The sequence below is a fragment of the Bacteroidota bacterium genome (genome assembly GCA_016722375.1).
GTDB lineage: Bacteria > Bacteroidota > Bacteroidia > Chitinophagales > LD1 > Bog-950.
The window spans coordinates 173,120-194,606 of sequence record JADKJG010000006.1 but is presented as its reverse complement, the minus strand read 5'-3'; the positions used below and the strand labels follow the sequence as shown (position 1 = coordinate 194,606).

Here is a 21,487-nt window from a genome sequence, read left to right as displayed (position 1 = left end):
ATTGTTTACTCATCAAAACTCCAATCATTTTCCTTCCCTCCAAATTGCTTTCGGGTTTCAATCTTTTTTATCTGCCTTTCAATAATTAAATCAGCAATCGTACTTCCGAATTTATCAGCTGGTGTCTTTTGCATGGTATCGTGTAGCCTCTTTTCACTTACATCTATCCGGTAGAGAATCCACATCAGCTTTTCCATATCCTTCTCGGCCAGTTCTTCCACTCGTCTAATCAACAAATCACGCATTGATTTAAACCGTTCTTCATTATCAGAAGAGGCGGAAAGTAATGATGCATCTATTTCAAAGGAACTTAGAATCCGATTTTCTATCTCTTGTATTTCCATTATCGCATCATGATATTCTCACATTATCAAACCTACTTGCCCATTACCCCCATTCCGAATAAGGCGAAATCATATTTTACCGGGTCATTCGGGTCAAAGGTCTTTAAATTTTCTGTTAATTCGAGCACCGTGCTCCAATCTGTCTGTTTTCTTATGATTAAACCCAGCCTTCGGGCAACCCTTTCAACATGAACATCTAACGGGCAAAGCAGTTGAGAAGGCTTTATACTTTCCCATAATCCAAAGTCCACCCCGTTTTTATCTTTCCGAACCATCCATCGCAGAAACATATTCATTCTTTTGCAGGTAGATTTACGAAGTGGAGTTGCAATATGCTTCCTCGTTCTTTGAGGCGCCTCATCTAAGGAAAAGAAAATATCATGGAAGGCAATCATTCCTTTCTCTAAATTTTTAGATTTATCAAATCCCTGAATTCCTGAAAACACCTCCTCTAAACTATTATGCCTACTGTAATAATGCTTAAAGAACTCAATAAAGTAAAGAGCATCGGTAGCATTGAATGTCCGGTGTTTGAAATCGAGAATACGTTTCAAATCCTTTTCCTGATGATGTAGCACAAAATCATGAGGTGCTCCATCCATCATTTCAATCAACCGATTGGCAGAGGTGATAATTGATTTGCGGTTGCCCCAAGCCAGCATGGCTGTCCAAAAGGCCATGATTTCAATATCCTGTCTCTTTGAAAAACGATGTGGGACCGATACCGGGTCATGCTCTATAAATGCGCGGGTATTATATTCCACAAATTTTCTTTCCAGTAAGTTATAAACCAATTCGTGCTTCATTATTTTTGGTATAATTACCGAAATTTTATCTTTATTCGATTCTTCAAACCAAACCCTATCAAATATGAAATCAAGGATACATAAAAACCTGTTTACAGCAGTGATTGCTCTGCTGATTTTTTCTGCTTCAGCACTGGCTCAGAGCAAAGATATTGACAAAGGAAATGAAGCGCTAAAAAAAGCGATGGAACAAAAGGACGCTGCCAAGCGTCAGGACGGCATCAACAAGGCTAAAGAAAGTTTCCAGAAAGGCGGGATGAAACCTCAGGAGATATCCGGTCTCATCGGCGATGCTTATTTAGAGAAAGGCGATTTAGTCAATGCCACGAATGCCTTCAATGCCTCCACTAAAGAATTGAAAAAAGATGGACTAAAGCGAGTTGCTGAAGGGTATGTGGAACAGGCTTTCAGCACAGACAATGAAAAAACGCGTCCCAAAACTATTGGCAAGGCCATGTCGCTATTTGCAAAGTCTGACGCGACCAAAGAAGGAGCGCGCCTGGTAGGTGACCGTTATTACGAGCAGGGCGAAGATGGATATGACCAAGCACTTAACTATTACATTTTAGGCGAAACACCTTCCAAAGTGGAGCAAATTGCAAACGATTATTTCAAAAAAGGAGGTGCCGGCGAGTCTAAAGCAGCCGAGACATTTACCAAATTAAAATCGCCGGAGGGCTACCAAAAGGCCGGAGATATTTATTTTGACCGTAAAGAATATCAAAAGGCCATTGAGGCTTATGAAGCGGGCGGTAATACCGAGGGCATCAAAAAATATGCCGACTATTTATATGAAGAACATCGAGATGCCGAGGCAGATAATTATTATGTAAAACTCGCAGGATTATATGCGGGGAAAGATGATATGGCGGCTGAAAAATTGGCGGCTGAATGTCTCAGCAAAAACAGATACGCTCTCGCTGCACGAATTTATGAAGCGGCAGGGAATATGACCTTGTCAGATAAAAACAATGCATTTGCTAAACTTATCTCCTTTGATTTAGATAGCGCTAAAATCTACTTTACCAACGTCAATGATATGGCGATGATTAAAACGATTGATGGCAATATTAAGCTGCTCAATCCACTAAAAGATTTGGCGCAAAATTTTGATGACCTCAAGTTGAACGAACCACAGGTCAACCTAATTGTAGACGAAGTGAGTGGAAAATCGGTTCCATCTCCGTCAGACAAAAAGATGTTAGAAGATTATTACAAATCGGTCAAAGATCAGATTATCAAAAATGTGTTCGATGTATCTTCCAACATAGCGAAGTTGACCAATCCTGAACTAAAAAAGTATGCCAAGATACGGTTCTGGCGCATTGAGGCTGTTCGCAACATTCTGGACAAGGACACTTTTGTTCCGCGTAAGCAAAAGGCGGATATTAAAGCAAAGGACATTGGTCTATAAAATATAGTAGTTCATTCATCAAAACCAGAAAAAGCCCTGATTTGTAAGTAGTCAGGGCTTTTTCATTTGAAATAAAATCGGATTTGAATCGTAGCCTCCGTGACCTATGCTCTTCCAACCGGAAATAATTACTTGAAAAAATTTAGTGTAAAACTAATACCGGCATAACCGTTTAAGACGGCATCCATAAATAACCACTTATGAAATTTGGATAATCAGATTATGCTAATAGATTTGCGCCTGTTTAGAATAAATCTAAACATCAAAAAACCATAAACATGAGAAAATCACTATTGCCAATAATCGCTCTGATAATTGCGATTACTATTCAATCTTGTCAAAAAGAAAAGGTTATTAATTACCCGATTCCTACCACCTACAATTTCACAAATGCTGATTATAGCGGACAGACCTACCGTCTAAAAATGATTAGTGAAATGGTTGCCGAAGTAAAAAAGGCAAGCACGGGTGTTCCTCTGGATGCGACAAAACTGAAAAATATGTACAGCAATACGGGAAGCCCCTTTGCCAACGATACATTAAATACCTCTGGAAAACAATTGAAGGATAAAACATTTGCCGTTGACCAGACCACGATAGAAACTTGGATTGACAGCGCTGTTGCCACCAGTTTGACAGGTGCCACGGGGTCTAACGGTACAGCGGGAGTAGTGACGAGCGGAACTTCAAAATATATGCTTACCGCCGGCGGAGTAGATTTTAAAGAGGCTGTAGAAAAACACTTGCAAGGAGCTTTAGTTTATTATCAGATTACAGCCGTCTATTTAAGTGAGGATCAAGTAGGCCCTCAGGTTGCCCTTGCCGACAGACAACATCATTGGGATGAGGCTTTCGGATACTTTGGTGTACCGACTGATTACCCCACCAATACTATGGGGCTTCTCCATTTAGGCAAATATGCAAACGATCGAAATCTACTTTTGGGAAATGCAACAGCCGTAATGAATGCTTTTCTGAAAGGACGCGCCGCTATTGATAATGGCGACGACGAAACAGTGACCAAACAAATTGCAATTATCCGCGAAAATATAGAACTTGGAGTAGCAGGAACGGCGGTTCATTATATCAACAGCGCCTTGACAAATATCTCTGATAATGCGATTCGCAATCATAATCTTTCTGAAGGCTATTTTTTGGTAAAGACGCTTAAATATAATCCAGAGAAGAAAGCTACTGATACTCAAATTCAAACCCTGCTTAATTATTTTGGAAATAACTTCTATACGATAAGCACTCCTGATTTACAGGCTGCCAAAGACATCTTCAGTACTATTTATGGGTTTGATGCAGTTAAGGATCAATTATAATCACACCATGCAGATACTGAAATACATAAGCGTTGCCGCAGTTACATTACTGCTACTAAACGGCTGTAATCAAAAGGTTAACGGCGACAAGTTTAACCGAGTGGAGATGCTTACGAACTTAAGCAGTCATATTATTATCCCTGCGCATCAGCAATTCAGTATCTCTTCGGGAGAATTGAAACAAAAGAAAGATGCTTTTATCAGCAATCCTTCTTCTGTTACTCTTGATTCATTAAAATCTGCTTTTCTTTTAGCCTACACTTCCTATATGAAAGTGGAGGCATATAGTTTGCCCCCTTCCGAAGGTTTGCGAAACTTGAATGTTTTTACTACCGACACGGCTCAGATCAAATCAAATGTATCTTCCGGTTCTTATGATTTGAATACGGCAAATAATATCCGCGCTAAAGGCTTCCCGGCAATAGATTTTATGCTTTACAGTGGAAGCAGCAATGAAATCCTAACTCGGTTTACCAGCGATATAAATGCCAGTGGACGGAAGCAATATCTAAGTGATATAGTCAATGAAATAGAAACCGTCTCGTCCAATGCCTCCTCTGCCTGGACTAGCTATGTTGACCAATTTATCGGCGCCTCTGGAACAGATATTGGCAGCTCCTCCGGAATGTTGGTGAATGATCTGAGTTTTGAAATTGAAAGATGTCGTAGAGAAAGGGTTGGAAATTCGTTAGGATATTTAGGCTCTATTAGTACCGGCACATTAAACCCCATGTCGGTAGAAGCATACTACAGTGCTTACTCTAAAGAATTGCTTATTGAAAACCTAAAGGAGTGCAAAACGCTCTATACAGGAGGTACCGGCATCAGTTTCGATGACTATCTGGCTTATCTAAATGCTGATTACAATGGTCAGCCTCTTGATTCTGTTATTACCAATCAGTTTGATGTGACCATTCAAAAGGCGCAGAATGTACCGGTAGATTTTTCGACGGCTATAACAACGAATAAACCCGAAATGGAATCTTTGTTTCTGGAATTAAAAAAACTGACGGTTCTATTAAAGGTAGATATGTCATCCCAATTAGGCGTTATCATCAATTACAGTGATACTGATGGCGACTAAACCAACTAGGAGATTTATGTCGAAGCCTATGTCGGCGTAACAGGCGAGGCCGCCAATGTGGCTGAGTAAAGCGATGATTATTCCCCCCCCCAAAAAACCGGGTGTGGAAGCCAATAAATTAGAGTGAAATATTTTTTCTGTTTTTGTTTACTGTTCATTTACTCTTGGTCGCTTTATGCGGCATCTTTCACGATTCACGGGGTAGTAAAAAACGAAACCACCGGTGATAATATTTCAGGGGTAACAGTTACCTTAGAAAAGTCAGGAAACAGAACCACCACCGATTCTCTCGGCCAATTCATCTTTCTAAATATTACTTCCGGCGAATACAAACTCTCTTTCAAGAATATATTTTTTGAAAAGAAGACCGTTCTCGTGTCCATCAAAGAAGCCGATATTGAACTGCCCGTCATTTTTCTCAAGCCTTTCATTCAAGAGCTTTCCAGTGTTATCATTGAAAGCAATCCAACCACTTTTGGAGTAACTCGATTAAAGCCCGTTGAAGGAACCGCGATTTATGACGGAAAGAAAAACGAAGTCATTGTGATGAAAGATATGAACGTATCTCTCGCCACCAATTCTTCTCGTCAAATATTTTCTAAAGTGCCGGGCATCAATATTTGGGAGAGCGATGCTGCCGGTTTGCAACTAGGCGTAGCGGCGCGCGGGCTTGACCCCAACAGAACCTCTAACTTCAACACCCGACAAAACGGCTACGACATGAGTGCCGATGCCCTGGGCTATCCCGGAGAGCTATTACGTACCTCCTGCCGAAGCTCTTGATAAAATCGAAGTCGTGCGCGGAGCCGCTTCCCTTCAATACGGGCCACAGTTTGGCGGCATGTTGAATTATGTATTGGAGCATGCACCTCGCGATAAAAAAGTGGAATGGACTTCCTACACTACTGCCGGGGCCTATAAACTCGTCAGCACTTTTAATAGCATTGGCGGTACAGCAAAATGTTTCAACTACTACGGTTTCTATAATTACAAACAAGGAGAAAGCTGGCGGCCAAACAGCCAATACAAATTGCATGATGCTTTTGCAAGTATTGGTTATCAATGTTCAGAGCGGCTGTCGCTCAGCATGGAATACACTTTATCCAGATACACTACCCAACAATCCGGTGGCTTAACCGATGCACAATTTGAGAACGACGCAAAACAATCCTTGCGCAAACGCAACTGGTTCACTACCAACTGGAATATTCTGGCGCTGAACTTAAACTACAAACACAATGCCTATCACCAGATAAACATTCGCACTTGGGGCTTTATCGGAAGTCGAAGTGCGGTAGGCTACTTAGGTCCAACAAATCGTATGGATGACATTACCAAAAACCGCGACCTCATTAAGGACCAATATAAAAACGTAGGGCTAGAAGCTCGCTACGTCTGGAAATATTATATAGGCAAATTTCTTTCCTCCCTCTTAGTCGGCGGACGATTTTATGCAGGTCATACAGACAAATCACAAGGTCTTGCCAATAACGAACAAGGAGCTGATTTTAACTTCATCAGCGGCTCGCTGAAAAACTCCGACTACACTTTTCCGGGAATGAACGTGGCTCTATTCTCCGAAAACGTTTTTAATATTTCCAACAAATTGAAAATCATTCCCGGCATTCGCTTCGAGCATATCAGCACCAAAGCCAGCGGATATTATCATCAATCCTACAACGAAATTATTGACAGCACTACATTCCAAGAAGAACGCTCCCTCAGCAGAAGTTTCGTGCTGCTCGGTTTGGGATGTAGTTACAGCGTCTGGAAAAAAACAGAACTCTACGCCAACTTTTCCCAAAACTACCGAGGCATCACCTTCACCGATATGCGTGTCGTGCGCACCAGTCAAATCGTTGACCCCGGCCTGAAAGATGAAACCGGCTTCAATCTCGACCTCGGTTACCGGGGCACCATAGACTGGTTCAATTTTGATGTCAGCGGCTTTTGGTTGCAATACAACAACCGGATTGGTCAAATCCAAATAATAGACAGCGCCTACAACATCTACCGGTACACCACCAACGTAGGCCGGTCCAGAAGCCTCGGCGCAGAAATTTATTTAGAGGCCGACTTCTTTCAGGCTTCCGGCATTTCAAAACACGCCGGCAACCTCGTCTTGTTCACCTCACTCGGCTACACCAACGGCACCTACACCAAATCAAACTACCACAACGTAGAAGGAAACTATTTAGAATTCGCGCCACAGATTACCTTCCGCAGCGGCATCACCTACCGGTACAAAAAATTCTCCACCACCATCAACGGCGCCTTCACCAGCCAGCAATTCACCGATGCCACCAACGCGCTATTCACGCCTACTGCCATCAATGGATTGATTCCCGCCTACTACGTCATGGACTGGAGCGCGAAATATTCCATCCGCTGCCTACAGTTGCAGGCCGGCATCAACAACTTCACCAACAACATCTATTTCACCCGCCGCGCCGTCAGCTATCCCGGTCCCGGAATCATTCCCAGCGAACCGCTCACCTTCTATGTCACCCTCGGCATCAAACTCAACGAGCAAGTGAAAGAAAAAAAGTTCAACACCTTCTAAGAGTTTGCAGATAGCGGTTAGCAGATAGCTGCCATCAGCCAACTACCAACTATTTTGGCGCGTCCCCCGCCTCGTTCCTCGGCGTCGGCCGGGCTTTACGTTCCAATCTTTTCTACTCGCATATTTTAAATAGAAGAAAAGGATTTCCACTGCAATCCCTCGCGCAGCTCAGCGCTCGTTTGAAAAGATTGTCATTACGATTTCAATTCCATTAAAATCAATCAGAGTATTTAAACTACAAAAGTCTTTAAGACTTTTGTAGTCTTCGACCATTATGGCTAAAGCCATTTAACAAGAGCCAGATTCTCACCACGCTGAAGCGCTGTGTTAATAACCCGCCATTCAGGCGGAGGTTTGAAGATGATTGCTTTAGCCGTGATTTAAACTACAAAAGTCTTTAAGACTTTTGTAGTCTTCGACCATTATGGCTAAAGCCATTTAACAAGAGCCAGATTCTCACCACACTAAAGCACGCTGTTAATAACTCCGCCATTCATGGCAGAGGGTTTGGAAGATTTGTATTGGCTTTAGCCGTGATTTAAACTACAAAAGTCTTTAAGACTTTTGTAGTCTTCGACCACCTTTTTTCAAGGCGACTGCATCGCAAACACCCCACCCCCACCTGGCATCACTATTAAACACCGATAAAAGTCTCCTGATATCAAATTTGAACAGGCTAAGTCTATCAACTAATCAGCTATCATTTTTTATCTAAAAAATAGTTAGCTGATTAGTTAATAATTATCTCCTGTAATTAATAATAAACTTCCTATTACTTAATAATAAATAAAGACTGATTTATTTTAACAAATAACTGCCTAAATAGATTAACGTAGTACTAATAATAGTTAGCCGTCAGGCATATAATTATAGCGTTAATGTTAAAAATTACAGCCCGTATTGTTTTTATGATAATAATGCTTATTTTTGTGGCTTATCATCATCAAAACAAAAAAGACAAGACCATGAAAGAAGTCAAAAGGAAGTACAAAATGAGCGATGCGAAGCTGATTCAGACTTCGGATAATGTGTTGGGAAGCGCCAATCGCGACCTGGCCGAACTGGCTACCTATGGGGTGGATGCGGGGAAGTTGGCGGTGATTGAGGGTTTGCGCGATACGTTTGATGCCACGGCGACGGACGAGGAGTTGATGGGCGACTTGGTGGTGGCGACCAACAATCGGAACGCGGCGGCGGAGTTGGTGCGGGCGGCGATTCGGCCTATTGCTGCGCGGTTTGCGGTGAAGTATGGCGAGGACAGCGGGCAATATCGCGCCTTGCGGACGGACAGTTTGAGTCAGCAGGATGTGAATGATTTGGTGCGCACGGCGCGGGCGGTGAGTCGGCGCAGCAACTTGGCGATGGCCGATTTGGCAGGCGATGGTTTGACGGGGGCTATTGTGGATGATTTGAATTTGAAAAATGATTCGCTGGATGATTTAATTGATGTGCAGATTGACGCGGTGAAGAATCGCGACATCGCGGTGGATGACCGGATCAAGAAGGGCAATGAGTTATATACGGCGGTGGTGAAGCTGGCGGAGTATGGCAAAAGTGCATGGCTGAATGTGAACGAGGCGAAGTATAATGACTATGTGTTGAACGAGTCGAACAAGAAAAATGCACAGGTGCTGGAGGGCACGGTGGCGGGCGGCATGATTGTGAATTTGAGTGCGACGGACATTAAGGCAGATACGGATATTACAGTGACCGTTACCGGTTCGTCTTTACGGATTTATTTCAGCAATGACCCTGCGGGCGGCGTGAATGGTTTTGAACAGATAGTGTCTGTCGGTACACCGGTCACGGTGAAGGCGGGCACCATCGGTTTTGCCACCGGTCTGCGCGAGCGGCTGAATCTTTATAACGCAGATGCCCCCGGAGGCGGTTATCATGTGGTGGTGGAGGCGTAGAGACGCAATATTTTGCGTCTCTACGTTGCGGCAGGGATAGAGGCGGCATCCTTTTTCATCCGATAAAAAATAAGCGAGTCGAAAAAGATATAGCCGAAAGCCCGGCTGCCGCCCAAATTATTTTTAGAGAAATCGGGATGGGGGTGCCGCCCAAATTTGTAAAATAAAAAAGCCCCGACGCGGAACCGGTCGGGGCTTTGTAAATTATTCTAAGAGACTGATTATCCGATTAGCTGCACACCGGTTTCGGTGGTTTTGTTTTCCAACTGCTCCAGTTCTTCTTTGTTGGCTACTATCAACTTTTTGAAGCGGCGCAGACCGGTTCCTGCCGGAATGCGGTGACCAACGATGACGTTTTCTTTCAGACCTTCGAGGTAATCTCTCTTGGCGCGGATAGAAGCGGTGCTGAGTACCTTGGTGGTTTCCTGGAAGGAAGCTGCCGAAATCCATGAGTAGGTAGAAAGTGATGCGCGGGTGATTCCTTGCAACTGTGATGAAGCAGTAGCCGGGATAGCATCGCGCCATTCAACTAGTTTCTTGTCGGCACGGCGCAGTACGGAATTTTCTTCGCGGATGCCACGCAGGGTGACAATCTGTCCAGGGCGCATGCTTTCTGATCCATGAGATTCGGTGATGACTTTCTTGTCGAACATTTCATCATTGACGCGCAGGAGTTCAAACTTTTCTACTGAAGTGCCTTCGAGGAAACGAGTGTCGCCCGGATCGTCAATAATCATCTTGCTCATCATCTGGCGAACGATCACCTCGATGTGTTTATCGTTGATTTTGATACCCTGTAAGCGATATACTTCTTGAATTTCATTGACAAGATATTCCTGAACAGCAAATGGTCCTTTGATGTTTAGAATATCGCTCGGCGTAGTGGCTCCATCTGAAAGCGGAGTTCCTGCACGAACGAAATCCTGCTCCTGAACGAGGATGTGTTTGGAAAGAGGCACGAGGTATTTCTTGATTTCTCCTTCGCGGCTCTCCACGATGATTTCGCGGTTACCTCTTTTCACACCTCCAAAACGAACAACACCGTCAATTTCTGCTACGGTGGCCGGATTGCTCGGGTTACGTGCTTCGAATAATTCGGTAACGCGTGGAAGACCTCCGGTGATATCCTTCACCTTGCCCATCACTCTCGGAATCTTGGAAAGAATCTGACCTTGTTTCACTTGTTCGCCGTTAGCTACCACAATGTGAGCTGCTAAAGGCAAGTTATAGACTTTGCCATCCTTTCCATGCTCGACGATAAGAGAAGGAATTTTTGTTTTGTCCTTAGATTCGATAATTACCTTTTCGCGGTGACCGGTTTGTTCATCCATTTCATCGCGATAAGTAACGTTCTCGATAATCTGTTCAAACTTCACCTTACCGTTCACTTCGGCGATGATGACGTTGTTGTATGGATCCCATCTACAAATCACATCCCCCTTCTTAATCAGTTTACCGTCTTTCACAAAAATTTGTGAACCGTAAGGAATGTGGTTGGAGATAAGCGTTTTGTCCGGGTTATCTTCCTTCACAATTCTCATTTCGCCGGTACGACCAATGACGATATTTATTTTTTCGCCTTGCTCATCTACACCGTGAGTCGTTCTTACACCATCAAACTGAACCACCCCATCAAATTTCGCTTTCATTTCATTTTCAGTTGCGCTCATGCTCGCGATACCTCCCACGTGGAAAGTACGAAGAGTCAACTGCGTTCCCGGCTCACCGATAGATTGAGCAGCAATAATTCCTACTGCATCTCCTTCTTCGGCTGTGCGGTTCGTAGCCAAGTTTCTGCCATAGCATTTCACACAAACACCTTTCTTGCTTTCGCAGGTCAGTACCGAGCGAATTTCCACCGCTTCAACACCTGATTCTTCTACCTTACGGGCAGTTGCTTCCTTGATTTCCTCACCGGCAGATACCAACAGTTCGTCGGTCTCAGGATGAAGAACATCCAACAAGGAAGTGCGTCCGAGGATACGATCAAATAATGGTTCAACAATATCTTCGTTGTCTTTCAGAGCCGTTATCGTGATTCCACGCAAAGTTCCACAGTCATCCACATTGATAACAACATCTTGTGCCACATCCACCAAACGACGAGTGAGGTATCCGGCATCTGCTGTTTTCAAGGCCGTATCTGAAAGACCTTTACGCGCACCGTGTGTAGAGATGAAGTACTCCAATACCGACAATCCTTCTTTAAAGTTCGCCAATATTGGGTTCTCGATAACCTCGCTACCGGTAGAACCCGATTTACGCGGCTTAGCCATCAAACCTCTCATTCCTGAAAGCTGCTTGATCTGCTGTTTAGATCCCCGCGCACCTGAATCCAACATCATGAAGATAGAGTTGAATCCTTGCTTGTCTTCGGCAATCTGCTTCATCAACTGGATGGTCAACTGGCTATCGGTGTGTGTCCAGATATCAATAACCTGGTTGAATCGCTCTTTGTCGGTAATGAATCCCATCTGGTAGCTGTCATAAACCTCGTCCACCTTCTTTTGTGCGGTATCCACCAACTTCTCTTTGTTGGAAGGAACTACCACGTCAATCAGGTTGAAACTTAATCCACCGCGGAAAGAATAGAAGAAGCCGAGCTTCTTAATATCATCCAGAAATTTAGCTGTGGTAGGGATACTGGTTTCGGCAAGAATATTACCGATAACATCCTTCAAAGCCTTTTTACCAAGCATTTTGTTTACGTAACTGACTTGTTCCGGAACAACTTTGTTAAAGATGATTCGGCCCATAGTGGTCTCCATCAACTTCACTTCCATTTTGCCCATTGCATTTTTTACACGAACACGGCATCTGACCGGAGCATGTAGTTCTACCTTTCCTTCGTTATAGGCAATAGTTGCTTCTTCCTGACTATAAAACGCTAGTCCTTCACCGATAACTTTTTCAGTTTTGGTGCTGCGCTTTTCTTTGGTCATATAATAAAGACCCAAGACCATGTCTTGTGAAGGAAGTGTGATAGGAGTTCCGTTTTGCGGATTCAGGATGTTGTGTGAACCGAGCATCAACAACTGGGCTTCCAAAATAGCGGCATTGCTCAGGGGCACGTGCACGGCCATTTGGTCACCGTCGAAATCGGCATTGAACGCGGTACAAACCAGCGGGTGCAACTGAATCGCCTTTCCTTCGATAAGTTTAGGCAAGAAAGCCTGAATAGAAAGACGGTGTAGTGTTGGGGCACGGTTTAATAATACCGGGTGTCCTTTCAATATGTTTTCGAGAATATCCCAAATAACCGGTTCTTTTTTGTCCACCAATTTCTTAGCGCTCTTAACCGTCTTGACAATACCTCTTTCAATCAATTTGCGGATAATAAACGGCTTGAATAACTCCGCAGCCATATCCTTCGGAAGACCACACTCATGTAGTTTTAATTCGGGTCCAACGACAATGACCGAACGACCAGAATAGTCCACCCGCTTTCCTAACAAATTCTGACGGAAACGTCCTTGTTTTCCTTTTAATACATCAGAAAGTGATTTCAACGCACGACCACCTTCCGCTTTAACCGCGTTAGACTTACGTGAGTTATCGAAAAGAGAATCCACGGCCTCTTGTAACATGCGCTTTTCATTGCGCAGAATTACTTCAGGTGCCTTGATTTCCAACAGTCTTTTAAGACGGTTGTTTCTGATAATCACTCTTCTATATAAATCATTCAAATCGGAAGACGCAAAACGCCCCCCGTCCAAAGGAACTAAAGGACGCAACTCAGGTGGAATAACCGGCAGATACTGAACCACCATCCACTCTGGTTTATTTTCGCCACGCTCTTCTGCTTCGCGGAACATTTCTACCACGCTCAAACGCTTCAAAGCTTCTGCCTTGCGCTGACGAGAGGTTTCATTGGCCGCTGCATGGCGAAGTTCATAAGATAATTCGTTCAGGTTGATGCGGGAAAGCAATTCTTTCACAGCATCAGCACCCATCTTGGCGATAAACTTATTTGGGTCAGTATCCTCCAACATGTGGTTGTTTTTCAACTCCTCATTATCGAAGGCCGACATATATTCTTCTTCAGACAGCAGGTCTAGATAGCCAACGTTTCTTTTCTCCTCACCTTTCTCGGTCATCAGGGTAACACCGTTGGCAGCTTTACCCGGTTGAACGACCACATACTTTTCATAATAAACAACGCTTTCCAACTTTTTGGAAGACATCCCTAATAAGTAACCAATTTTGTTTGGCAGGGATTTGAAATACCAGATGTGAACGATAGGCACAGTCAATTTAATGTGACCCATACGTTCGCGGCGAACTTTCTTTTCTGTAACTTCTACATCGTAGCGGTCGCAAACGATGCCTTTGTAACGGATTCTTTTGTACTTACCGCAATAACACTCATAATCTTTGGTAGGTCCGAAAACACGCTCGCAGAACAAACCTTCCATTTCGGGTTTGTACGTACGGTAGTTAATCGTTTCGGGTTTTTTGATTTCACCATTTGAACGTCCGAGAATAGAATCGGGCGAAGCCAAGGTGATGGTGATTTTGTTAAAATCAGCGCGCTGCTTTTGATCTCTTCTGATAGCCATGTAGCAATTTAGATTTAGAATAAATAAATTTTACTCAACGAGTCCGGTGTTGATTTTCGAGATAATTAACGCCTGGATTCCGTGTTCGCGCCTGCCGGCTTGCATACTTACGGAAGAAAAGTTGGCTACCATCTCAAAAATGGAGGCGCAAAGATAAAGGCTCAGACGACTTTTGCAAGCTATTTTAAGAAAAAATGTCGGATCCTGCGTTAGGGTGCCTTTCCCCTAACAAATCCATTCTATGTCAAATTCGACTCAGAACCCTATTTGCCTCTTAAAACCTTGATTTTCTTGAGAACGCCATGAAGCCACTATAACCTAAAAACATACAATCTGTAACTTTTGTATAATTGCAGGATATAGCCGCTTTGTATAATAAAAACAGGGCGGTTCTCTTAAAAAAAAAGATGAGCCCACTTTTCGAATCCCGCAACCAATGTCCTGTGTGTGAAAGCACTGATTGTACAGAAGTGTACAGAAAGCCCTATTCGTCTGATGTCTTAAAAAAATATCTGCAAAATTTTTATTCTAAGCAAGGCAATTACGATTATTCAAAAGTTAAGGATGCTGACTATGCTCTAGCAAAATGCAACTCCTGTACCTGCGTTTTTCAAGTTGAAATCCCGAATGATGCATTAATGAATGAGCTGTATGAAGTATGGCTGGACCCCGATCAGACATTTGAGATTTTTGAAATGAATTATCCGTTAGATTATTATGTAGTACACATGAAAAAAATATACCGATATCTGCGGTTGATAAATAAGAAACCGAAAAAGATAACTGTATTAGATTTTGGCATGGGTTGGGGAAACTGGCTGCAAATTGCGAAAGCCTTTGGATGCAATGTTTATGGATGCGAACTTTCTCCTAAAAGAATTGCTTATGCAGAATCAAATGGGATTTCCAATTTGGATTTCAACAATATAGGTGATAGAAAATTTGATTTTATTAATACTGACCAGGTTTTTGAACATGTTCCTAATCCGCGCACCATTCTTCAAAAACTAATACGTTCTTTAAATAGTGACGGATATATCAGAATCTGTGTTCCTGACGGAAGTAACATTCAAAAGCTGTTAACTATTTTAGATTGGGACGCGCTGAAAGGATCGGCAAATTCATTAAATGTAATAGCTCCGTTAGAACACATTAATTGCTTCACGACTACCAGTATTTTAAAAATGGGCTCTGATTTGGGATTAGAGCCAGTGTACGTTCCCGATTATCCTAGAATAGATGAAAAAATTACGCCTCTGGAGAAAGGGGAAAAGTTGAGCCTAATAAAGAGTTCAACAATTTCATTGATTAAAGATATAATCCGCCCGGTTTATTCAAAATTGAAGAAAAGCAACGCCGAAGAAATCAGTTTTAGAGGGTCAGATATCTTATTCCGATTTAAGAAGCAATAACCTTTCCAGTTGCATCGCAAATAGTATTATTTTAATTTTTCCTTTCCCTGTCCATTTCAATATCGTAGGTATTAACGTACCTGACATCGGAAATGTTGGATATTGGTTATTTTCCAAGAAAAATCAAATGGGTTTGGCAACTACTTTCCATGGTTTTTCTGGAACTGATTTACTTTCTTTGTGTGGAGTAACCAAATCGCTCTCTCAACTAGCACGACTTGAGTTAATTCCATCGAATTGCATATTGATTTTAGTTTTACACGCTAACATAACATCATGAATCTTGAGTTAAAGGGTAAAAATGCTTTTGTCGGTGGCAGTAGCAAAGGAATTGGCAGAGCGGCAGCATTTGAACTGGCGAAACTGGGCGCAAATGTGACATTGGTAGGTCGGGACGAGCCTGCTTTAATGCAATGCCTGATTGATTTGAGTTTTATTGGGGATGGTAATCAACGTCATGATTATGTGGCTGCGGACTACCAGTATCCTGAGAAAGTAAAAAGTGTGGTGACCCGTCACATCAAAAAAACAAATAAAACCTATCATATCTTGGTGAACAACACTGGTGGACCTTCGTCCGGCAAGATTCAGGATGCGCAGGCGGATGAATTTATCAAGGCATTTGAATCGCACCTGATTTGCAATCATGTCCTGACACAATTATTTATAGAAGGCATGAAGAAAGAAGGATACGGTCGAATCGTCAATGTCATATCTACCTCCGTGAAACAACCACTTTCAAATCTTGGAGTGAGCAATACCATTCGAGGTGCTGTGGCCAACTGGGCAAAGACTATGGCAAATGAGTTAGGCGAATATGGTATCACCGTCAATAATGTATTGCCGGGCGCTACTGAAACCGAAAGACATGAACGCCTCATTCAGGCAAAAAGTGAAACTACCGGTATAAGTACAGATATGATAAAAGAAGAAATGCTGAAAACCATTCCTTTAAAAAGATTTGGAAAGCCAGATGAAGTGGGAAGCGTCATCGCTTTTCTTTGTTCTCCAGCAGCAGCATATATTAATGGAATCAATCTGCCGGTGGATGGTGGGAGAACGAGTAGTCTATAGAATACTTTGTCTGACCAAGATCAAACTATACATTAAATGGAACAACTAAAAAACTATATCAACGGTGAATTAATTGAGCCGGTATCCAAAATATATTTTGACAACCTTGAACCCGCCAGCGGAGAAGTTTATTCACAGATACCCGATTCTGATGAGCGAGATGTGCAACTGGCTGTTGATGCCGCAAAAAATGCTTTCAAAGCATGGAGCAAAACTAGTTTGGAAGAAAGGATGCTGATCTTGATGCGCGTAGCCGACGGGATTGAAAAGAGACTGGAAGAATTTGTAAACGCCGAGTCTAAAGACAACGGCAAAACATTAAAGCTCGCAAGAGCCGTAGATATTCCCCGCGCTATCTCCAATTTTCGTTTTTACGCATCCGCCATTCAACATTTTGCTTCCGAAAGTCATCAGATGCCCGGAGCGGGGATTAATTACACTCTTCGCCAGCCTATTGGGGTGGTGGGTTGTATCTCTCCTTGGAATCTTCCTATTTATTTGTTCAGTTGGAAAATTGCTCCGGCAATTGCAACCGGTAATTGCGTGGTAGCCAAACCAAGCGAGATAACACCTTATACTGCCTATCTGCTTTCACAGGTTTGCGTAGAAGCCGGATTACCCAAAGGAGTTTTAAATATCATTCACGGTTTAGGTAGTAAAGCCGGACAGGCCATTGTCGAACATACAGATATAAAAGCCATTTCCTTCACAGGTGGAACGGAAACCGGAAAGAAAATTGCAGCAACGGCTGCGCCTATGTTTAAAAAACTATCCTTAGAATTAGGTGGCAAGAACCCAACCATTGTTTTCGCCGATTGCGATTTTGAAGAAACGGTGAAACAAACCGTTACTGCTTCGTTTGCAAACCAAGGTGAAATTTGCTTGTGTGGCTCACGGGTGTTTATCCAAAAATCTATTTATCAAAAATTCAAGGATGCCTTTATAGCTCGTGTAAAGGCTATGAAAACTGGTGATCCGAACGATGACTCTAACCAACTCGGTGCTATTGTCTCGCATCAACACAAGCAAAAAATTCTTTCTTACATTCAATTAGCTCAGGAAGAGGGTGGAAAAATTCTTTGTGGAGGAAATGAATTAAATCTTACTGGCAGATGTGCTAACGGTTTCTTTATTGAACCAACGATCATAGAAGGTTTGGATTATAAATGCCGGACACAACAGGAAGAAATTTTCGGACCGGTAGTTACTTTAACTCTATTTGAAACCGAAGAAGAAGCTTTGATGATGGCTAACTCAGTTAAATATGGATTAGCTGCTTCCATCTGGACCAACGATTTGAAATGCGCTCATAGAGTAGCGGAAAAAATTGAATCCGGAATTGTCTGGATAAATTGCTGGCTGTTGCGCGATTTGCGTACTCCATTCGGCGGCATGAAAGCCTCTGGAGTAGGTCGAGGCGGTTGGGAAGCGATGCGTTTTTTTACTGAGTTAAAGAATGTCTGCATAAAGACAGGTTGAAGATAAGAGGTTCAAACTCACCACAGTGAGTGATGATTCTAAACCTCATATTCTACCTTGATGTCTCGGTAAAATCTAGGTTGCCGCCCAAATATTTATTGCTTAGAGCAGTTTAATCCAAGGCATGTGTTTTTTAAGACGTGTACGCACTTTGTGACCCAACATGTAGATGGCCGGTACAACAAGTAGCGTGAGGAACGTGGCCGTAACTAAACCGAAAATCATGGTCCAAGCCAACGGCCCCCAAAACATAACATTGTCGCCACCGATATAAAAGTGTGGATTGAACTCGGAAAATAGCTTTTCAAAGTCCATGTTCAGCCCTACAGCAAGCGGTATTAAACCTAGGATAGCAGCGGCAGCGGTGAGAATGACCGGGGTCATACGGGTGGCACCGCCTTCGACTACTGCTTCTTCTACATCCGATCCGCGCTCACGCATTTCGTCAATAAATTCAATGAGAAGGATTCCATTTCGTATCACGATACCTGCTAGCGCGAACAAGCCGACACCGGACATAACGATGGAAAGCTTCATGTGCGTGATGGAAAAGCCCACGGCAATACCGATAAGAGAAAAGAGAACGGTGGTAAAAATGATGAGCGGCTTGATGACAGAATTGAATTGGATAACGAGTATAAGGAACATAAGGCCAAGAGCACCAAGGAAGGCAGTGCCGAGAAAGTCAGAAGTTTCTTTTTGTTGTTCTTGTTCGCCCGTCATTTTGATGTCATAACCCTCGGGGACATCCATGTTGGCGATGATAAGTTCAATCTGGGGAATGATTTCGTTGGCGCTGTGGTCGTCGGTGACATCGGAAGAAAGCGTGACGAGGCGGTGCTGATTTTTACGATTGATGACGCTGATAGAGTTGTCATATCGCGTGGTGGCAATGGAAGAGAGCGGCACTTGGCGGAATTGGCCGATGCTCATATCCATGTAGGATATATTGATATTCAGGAGTTGTTCTAAGTGGCGGCGGTCTTCGGCACGGAGGCGAAGCTGGATAGGAGCGTCTTCGCTCTTGTCGCGAAACTTAGAAGCCTCTTTACCGAAGAGGGCGGTGCGCAGTTCACCCCCTACCTGGCCCAGCGAGATGCCTTCGCGCTGCATCTTTTCTTTATCAAGATCAATAATGATTTCAGGTTTACTGATTTGCAGATCACTTTTCAATTCAGCAATACCTTCAATTCCTTCTTTATCAATTTCACCTTTGAGCTTATTAGAAAGCTTTTGCAACTCGGCAAAATCATCGCCGATGATTTCGATGTTTATAGGTTTCCCCACCGGCGGGCCATGACTTTCCTTTTCTACAGAGATCTCGGCACCGGATACACCGCTCTTGAACTCTTCACGAATTTTATTAAGCCAAACAGATGTATTGGGCTTTTGGCGTTGGGCATATTTCTTAAAGGCAACAGTTACCTTGCTCTTGTTCGGAGTCGCTACTTTATCTGGATTTTGAGGATCGCCGGCTCCAAGTCCTACATTAGAGATAACCGAAGTGACATCTGGATTGTCTTCACCGATTACCTTGTAAACACGCTGTTCAATCAAGCGGGTGACAGAATCGGTAACATTCGCATCGGTACCCATCGGAAGTTTGCAATAGACGTAAACAAAGTTGGGGTTGCCGCTAGGGAAAAATTCAATCTGCGGTTTGGTGGAGAGATACACCATCCAACTTAGAATCAACAAAGCAAAAGCGCCCAGCGGAACCCAAAGCGGACGATAGCCCTTGATGAAAACACGAAGCATTTTACGGTAAGCTCTCATAACCTTCGGCCACAACTTAGTTTGCCATGCGGTGATGGCGTGACGCAATACAAAATGGTAAAACAAAATAAGGAGGAGGAATAACAAAGCAAAATTGCCGACCCCGAAATGTTTGGTGATATAAGCAATGATGGCTATCACACCAAAGAATACGAAGCCCTTAGTATAATCTTTCAACTTGGGCTTACTGTCGTGGTCGTCCTTAGACATAAACGAAACGGCAAATACCGGATTCATAACGAAAGCTACGAAGAGAGATGCGCCTAGGGTGATAATGAGTGTGACAGGCAGATTCCTCATGAACTTACCGACAATGCCGGGCCAGAAAAGCAGCGGGAAGAATGGGGCAAGGGTAGTGAGTGTTCCCGCCAAAACCGGAATGAATACTTCACCGGCGGCATACTTCGCCGACTTTTGAATAGAGAGGTCGTAACGGTTATAAATCCGGTGAGTATTTTCAATTACCACAATAGCATCATCCACGACAATTCCAAGAGCCAATAGTAAAGAGAAGAGTACCATTACATTCATCGTCATCCCCAAACTAGGCATGAAGAGGAAAGCCGCGAGCGTGGCGAGCGGAACAGAAAGACCCACAAAGAAGGCATTGCTGAAGCCCATGAAAAACATGAGAATGAATACCACAAAAATAAAACCGAGAATCACAGTGTTCAACAACTCGTGCAATTGGTCGCGGGTATTTTCTGAAGTATCGCCGGTCACTTTGACATGAAGACCCTGTGGAAATTTGTTCGCCTGATAATCGTCGAGAATCGTATAAATCTGATCGGTGGCATTGATCAAGTTTTCACCACTGCGCTTCACCACATTCAAAGTGACCACCGGTTTGTGGTCGAGCTGCGCAAAGTCTTGCTTCTCGGCATACCAGTCTTCTACAGAAGCAATGTCCTTTAGAAAAACCGTAGTGCCGGTAAATGAACGAATGACAATATTCTCCAGTTCCTTGGGCTGCTTGAACTGACCGGTTACGCGCAAGTTGCGTCGCAGGTCATCTACGCGCACCTCACCACCCGATATGTTCAGGTTTTCGCGCTGAATGGCATTCTCAATATCCATAAAGGTAATCCCGGCCGCAGTCATTTTATACATGTCCACGTTCACCTGTATTTCACGATCCACTCCACCCACAATATCCACGCGGGTAATTTCCTTCATGCTTTCAATGCGGTCTTTCAAGTCTTTAGCATACTTCTTAATCTGATCGAGTGGAAAATCGCCGGCGAGATTAATGTTCATAATCGGCAACTCATTGATGTCAAACTCCTGAATCTGCGGATCATTCTTCAAGTCGTTCGGCAAGTCTTTTTTCCCTTTCGCCACCGCATCGGTTACCCGTTGTTTACATACAACCGGATCAAGACTCGTACCAAACTCGACCGTCATAATCGAAACATCGGAAAGAGAATTGCTCGTCACCTTCTTCACGCCGTTCAATCCTTTAACCTGCTTTTCAATCGGCTTCGTGATGAGTGTTTCAATATCCTCCGGCGTAGCACCGGGATATATCGTCACGATCGAAATAGTTGGCACCACCACATCGGGGAACAATTCCTTAGGCAGACTTTGATATATAGAGAATCCGGAAAAGACAATAATCAGGGTGAATACATAAATGCTGGTAGCATTGTCAATACACCAACTGGTGAATTTGAGTTCTTTTAAACGTTCGGTATTCATGATTTATCTTTTCGTGAAAAAGGGAAACAGTTCCACC

At 43.3% G+C, this 21,487-nt stretch carries 13 protein-coding genes; 9 read left to right on the top strand and 4 right to left on the bottom strand.

The window, feature by feature from the left end; translation table 11 throughout:
• Positions 1 to 5: 5 nt before the first annotated feature.
• Both IPP77_10015 and IPP77_10010 read right to left on the bottom strand, forming a co-directional pair.
• Entirely contained in the window at positions 6 to 344 is a 339-nt protein-coding gene (locus tag IPP77_10015) for a hypothetical protein (protein ID MBL0309991.1), read from the bottom strand.
• 32 nt (positions 345 to 376) lie between these two features.
• Positions 377 to 1,150: a TIGR02757 family protein gene (locus IPP77_10010; protein MBL0309990.1), complete on the bottom strand. Its 774-nt coding sequence runs from the start codon at positions 1,148 to 1,150 to the stop codon at positions 377 to 379.
• A 64-nt stretch (positions 1,151 to 1,214) separates the two neighbouring features.
• On the opposite strand from IPP77_10010, the gene IPP77_10005 reads away from it, so the two are divergent.
• The 6 genes from IPP77_10005 to IPP77_09980 all read left to right on the top strand — a co-directional run bounded on the left by IPP77_10005 (position 1,215) and on the right by IPP77_09980 (position 9,452).
• A complete protein-coding gene (locus IPP77_10005) occupies positions 1,215 to 2,564 on the top strand; it encodes a hypothetical protein (GenBank protein MBL0309989.1) in 1,350 nt (449 codons plus the stop codon).
• A 278-nt stretch (positions 2,565 to 2,842) separates the two neighbouring features.
• A complete protein-coding gene (locus IPP77_10000; protein MBL0309988.1) occupies positions 2,843 to 3,892 on the top strand; it encodes a DUF4856 domain-containing protein in 1,050 nt (349 codons plus the stop codon).
• On the top strand, positions 3,870 to 4,976 hold the full coding sequence (locus tag IPP77_09995; GenBank protein MBL0309987.1) for an imelysin family protein: 1,107 nt from the start codon (positions 3,870 to 3,872) through the stop codon (positions 4,974 to 4,976). The genes IPP77_10000 and IPP77_09995 overlap by 23 nt, the downstream gene beginning before the upstream one ends.
• Before the next feature lie 123 nt (positions 4,977 to 5,099).
• A complete protein-coding gene (locus IPP77_09990; GenBank protein ID MBL0309986.1) occupies positions 5,100 to 5,759 on the top strand; it encodes a carboxypeptidase-like regulatory domain-containing protein in 660 nt (219 codons plus the stop codon).
• The gene (locus IPP77_09985; protein MBL0309985.1) at positions 5,707 to 7,539 is read left to right on the top strand and encodes a TonB-dependent receptor; all 1,833 of its coding nucleotides are present in this window, start codon (positions 5,707 to 5,709) and stop codon (positions 7,537 to 7,539) included. The genes IPP77_09990 and IPP77_09985 overlap by 53 nt, the downstream gene beginning before the upstream one ends.
• Positions 7,540 to 8,417: 878 nt before the next feature.
• Entirely contained in the window at positions 8,418 to 9,452 is a 1,035-nt protein-coding gene (locus tag IPP77_09980; GenBank protein MBL0309984.1) for a hypothetical protein, read from the top strand.
• Positions 9,453 to 9,673: 221 nt separating this feature from the next.
• Here the strand turns inward: IPP77_09980 and rpoC are convergent, their stop codons facing one another.
• Positions 9,674 to 14,011 (bottom strand): DNA-directed RNA polymerase subunit beta', encoded by a 4,338-nt coding sequence (gene rpoC / locus IPP77_09975; protein MBL0309983.1) that lies wholly within the window; start codon positions 14,009 to 14,011, stop codon positions 9,674 to 9,676.
• Positions 14,012 to 14,418: 407 nt separating this feature from the next.
• Here rpoC and IPP77_09970 point away from each other — a divergent pair, with 407 nt between their 5' ends.
• The 3 genes from IPP77_09970 to IPP77_09960 all read left to right on the top strand — a co-directional run bounded on the left by IPP77_09970 (position 14,419) and on the right by IPP77_09960 (position 17,976).
• Positions 14,419 to 15,423: a class I SAM-dependent methyltransferase gene (locus IPP77_09970; protein ID MBL0309982.1), complete on the top strand. Its 1,005-nt coding sequence runs from the start codon at positions 14,419 to 14,421 to the stop codon at positions 15,421 to 15,423.
• A 276-nt stretch (positions 15,424 to 15,699) separates the two neighbouring features.
• Positions 15,700 to 16,497, top strand: a complete 798-nt coding sequence (locus IPP77_09965) for an SDR family oxidoreductase (protein MBL0309981.1) — start codon at positions 15,700 to 15,702, stop codon at positions 16,495 to 16,497.
• Between the two features lie 36 nt (positions 16,498 to 16,533).
• Entirely contained in the window at positions 16,534 to 17,976 is a 1,443-nt protein-coding gene (locus tag IPP77_09960; protein ID MBL0309980.1) for an aldehyde dehydrogenase, read from the top strand.
• A gap of 102 nt (positions 17,977 to 18,078) precedes the next feature.
• Here IPP77_09960 and IPP77_09955 read toward each other — a convergent pair whose 3' ends face one another.
• Positions 18,079 to 21,450 carry an efflux RND transporter permease subunit gene (locus IPP77_09955; protein ID MBL0309979.1) on the bottom strand — a complete coding sequence of 1,124 codons (3,372 nt, stop codon included), beginning with the start codon at positions 21,448 to 21,450 and terminating at the stop codon, positions 18,079 to 18,081.
• Positions 21,451 to 21,487 lie beyond the last annotated feature (37 nt).

Coding starts and splice junctions, on each gene's coding strand:
- IPP77_10015 (MBL0309991.1), bottom strand. CDS start 344: ATGGAAATACAAGAGATAGAAAATCGGATTCTAAGTTCCTTTGAAATA.
- IPP77_10005 (MBL0309989.1), top strand. CDS start 1,215: ATGAAATCAAGGATACATAAAAACCTGTTTACAGCAGTGATTGCTCTG.
- IPP77_09995 (MBL0309987.1), top strand. CDS start 3,870: ATGCAGTTAAGGATCAATTATAATCACACCATGCAGATACTGAAATAC.
- IPP77_09985 (MBL0309985.1), top strand. CDS start 5,707: ATGCCCTGGGCTATCCCGGAGAGCTATTACGTACCTCCTGCCGAAGCT.
- IPP77_09980 (MBL0309984.1), top strand. CDS start 8,418: ATGTTAAAAATTACAGCCCGTATTGTTTTTATGATAATAATGCTTATT.
- IPP77_09960 (MBL0309980.1), top strand. CDS start 16,534: ATGGAACAACTAAAAAACTATATCAACGGTGAATTAATTGAGCCGGTA.
- rpoC (MBL0309983.1), bottom strand. CDS start 14,011: ATGGCTATCAGAAGAGATCAAAAGCAGCGCGCTGATTTTAACAAAATC.
- IPP77_09965 (MBL0309981.1), top strand. CDS start 15,700: ATGAATCTTGAGTTAAAGGGTAAAAATGCTTTTGTCGGTGGCAGTAGC.
- IPP77_10010 (MBL0309990.1), bottom strand. CDS start 1,150: ATGAAGCACGAATTGGTTTATAACTTACTGGAAAGAAAATTTGTGGAA.
- IPP77_09955 (MBL0309979.1), bottom strand. CDS start 21,450: ATGAATACCGAACGTTTAAAAGAACTCAAATTCACCAGTTGGTGTATT.
- IPP77_10000 (MBL0309988.1), top strand. CDS start 2,843: ATGAGAAAATCACTATTGCCAATAATCGCTCTGATAATTGCGATTACT.
- IPP77_09970 (MBL0309982.1), top strand. CDS start 14,419: ATGAGCCCACTTTTCGAATCCCGCAACCAATGTCCTGTGTGTGAAAGC.